The sequence below is a fragment of the Microcystis sp. M53602_WE12 genome, assembly GCF_030065455.1.
Taxonomy (GTDB): domain Bacteria; phylum Cyanobacteriota; class Cyanobacteriia; order Cyanobacteriales; family Microcystaceae; genus Microcystis; species Microcystis aeruginosa.
The window spans coordinates 1-2,083 of the sequence record NZ_JASJFB010000563.1; the positions used below are offsets into that span (position 1 = coordinate 1).

The 2,083-nt window shown below is 39.5% G+C and carries 5 protein-coding genes; 3 read left to right on the forward strand and 2 right to left on the reverse strand.

Annotation, left to right across the window (positions count from 1 at the left end; all coding sequences use genetic code 11):
* Nucleotides 1-32: 32 nt before the first annotated feature.
* Nucleotides 33-194 carry a hypothetical protein gene (locus PX482_RS18180; protein ID WP_502846657.1) on the forward strand — a complete coding sequence of 54 codons (162 nt, stop codon included), beginning with the start codon at nucleotides 33-35 and terminating at the stop codon, nucleotides 192-194.
* A 27-nt stretch (nucleotides 195-221) separates the two neighbouring features.
* Here PX482_RS18180 and petM read toward each other — a convergent pair whose 3' ends face one another.
* Nucleotides 222-335, reverse strand: coding sequence for a cytochrome b6-f complex subunit PetM (gene petM, locus PX482_RS18185; RefSeq protein WP_002731506.1), 114 nt, complete (start codon nucleotides 333-335; stop codon nucleotides 222-224).
* Between the two features lie 303 nt (nucleotides 336-638).
* On the opposite strand from petM, the gene PX482_RS18190 reads away from it, so the two are divergent.
* Nucleotides 639-1,160: a DUF192 domain-containing protein gene (locus PX482_RS18190; RefSeq protein WP_081417822.1), complete on the forward strand. Its 522-nt coding sequence runs from the start codon at nucleotides 639-641 to the stop codon at nucleotides 1,158-1,160.
* Nucleotides 1,161-1,534: 374 nt separating this feature from the next.
* Entirely contained in the window at nucleotides 1,535-1,729 is a 195-nt protein-coding gene (locus PX482_RS18195) for a DUF2949 domain-containing protein (RefSeq protein ID WP_002757016.1), read from the forward strand.
* 132 nt (nucleotides 1,730-1,861) lie between these two features.
* Here the strand turns inward: PX482_RS18195 and PX482_RS18200 are convergent.
* On the reverse strand, nucleotides 1,862-2,083 hold a 222-nt coding region (locus PX482_RS18200), incomplete at its 5' end, for a hypothetical protein (protein ID WP_288122800.1).

Genomic DNA, 2,083 nt, shown 5'->3' on the forward strand with positions numbered 1-2,083 from the left:
GAACCCTTATATAGAAAGGCATTTAGCGATTTTTGTCAATTATTTCTTATCTAGAGCGAACTAATCAATTAAGTCTCTTGCCAGATAAGGATTTAGTCGATTTATGCCCCCCTATCGAACCATACCAAGTAACGAAGAACCTTGATTTTCTCTTAATTACTTTTGATCGGGAAAAATTAGTTCATGATTACTAATAAAGTAACCATGAACGGAAAAACAAGCTATTCCGCTTCTCCACCTTGGATTTTGAGGAGGAGAAAACCCCAAGCTAATCCGACGAGGACGAGAACGATCGCCACGATCGGCCCATTAAATAACATACTTTCTGCGGTCATGGTGATTGCTCCTGAGCCTACAATAATCGATCATATAGATAAGTGGTATTTTAACCTACGAAGGCGATCGACTGCTGCCGGACTAGGGCAAAATTGAGGGGGAAAATCGGCCAATAACTTTGAGAATTTTCCTAGTATATACGTTCTAGCAATCCTGCCCCTCTCCTCAAGGAAGGATGCTCACCCCCATGCTAGATATTTTTAATACTATCTTTATATTTGCTGTCGCCACTTTATGATAATGTCTTATCTGCTTAATTTTCCACTTATACTAGAAAAATTAAGTATTGATAACTATTGGTGATGACTGGTAAAAAATCATTTATGCTCAAGATCAAGTTAATACTATTTTTAGGTTTGTTGCTGCTGAGTTGTCAATCGACTAATCTCAATGGTAATAATAGTTCAATGGCTCAGATTACGACTGAGAATCAAGGGCAAATATTACCGATCACGGCCAAAGCAGATATTAATGGTGAGATGATTGAGTTAGAAGTGGCTCAAACCCAGGAACAACAGGCCAAGGGTTTAATGTATCGCTCGTCTTTGGAGAAAAATCGCGGTATGCTATTTCCCTTTGCACAACCTCTGATGGCCCGGTTTTGGATGAAAAATGTCTCGATTCCTCTAGACATGATTTTTCTAAAAGATGGTATAGTAAAAGCAGTTTTGCTGAATGTCCCCCCTTGTGCTGTCGATCCTTGTCCTGTCTATGGGCCAAACACCATGGTTAATCAAGTGATCGAACTAGCCGGGGGCCGAGCCAAAGAATTAGGAGTGAAAGAAGGAGATAAAATTAAGATTGAGTCTATCTCAAGACCTTGATTTTTGAAAATGGTGTTAACTTTCTTATAGAAGGTGTCCCTTGTCTGGAAATATAAGTATGGCTTTTAGAAGCTATTACGCATTTATACTGTTTAAGATATAACCATATCGATTAAGATTTTTATAGTCTATCAAGTCATAGATTGAATAATCTTTACCCTTGATATAGATAGATTAAACAGAGACAAAATTCTGCTCGATCTAACGGGACTATCTTAAGAGAGCCAGCGATTTTTAGGAAAGCGCTCTCTATCATCGGGATAGCTTAGATACAGAAAAAACGGTCGCAAGACTAACTGTCCTTGAAACCGCTCAGGTAGTGTTTTGTTAAAATCACGAGATATACTATAACTATTGAGGAAAAAAATCCCCCTATGTCCACGATTGCCTATTCCCAATTCCGACGATTTCTACAAGAGGAATTGTCCCTTCCCCAAGAATCGATCGCTATGGCCGAGCGCTCGATCCAATCTGATAAAATTCATTTACCGATGATTCTCTGGCAGTACGGTTTAGTGACCTTGGAACAATTAGACAAAATTTATGATTTTCTCGAAGAGGTAGTCTAATCTTACAATTGCTCACTATTGACAAGGAGAATAATTGCCATGGCTGCTCATAGTTTCTGGCACAGTTTGAAAATTCCGATCCCAAAAACTACCAATCATCACTTGAGAAGTGGGTTATTTAAACCCACTTTTTTAATAACTATACAATTGAGAATTATCGATTAACTGCTCAGTCCATGAAACCCCATGACCAATTTGCCAAAAATTACCTTGAACGCAACATCTCAAAAACCGCTGAGAGGTAAGATGAAAGCCACGACAGCATCTCTGGCCTCTCAGCCTATCGCCTGTGGCTGTTAGGTAGTGTCTAGCTAGTGACCAACTTCCAGGCTGAGACTGTTCTGGGGAGCCGCC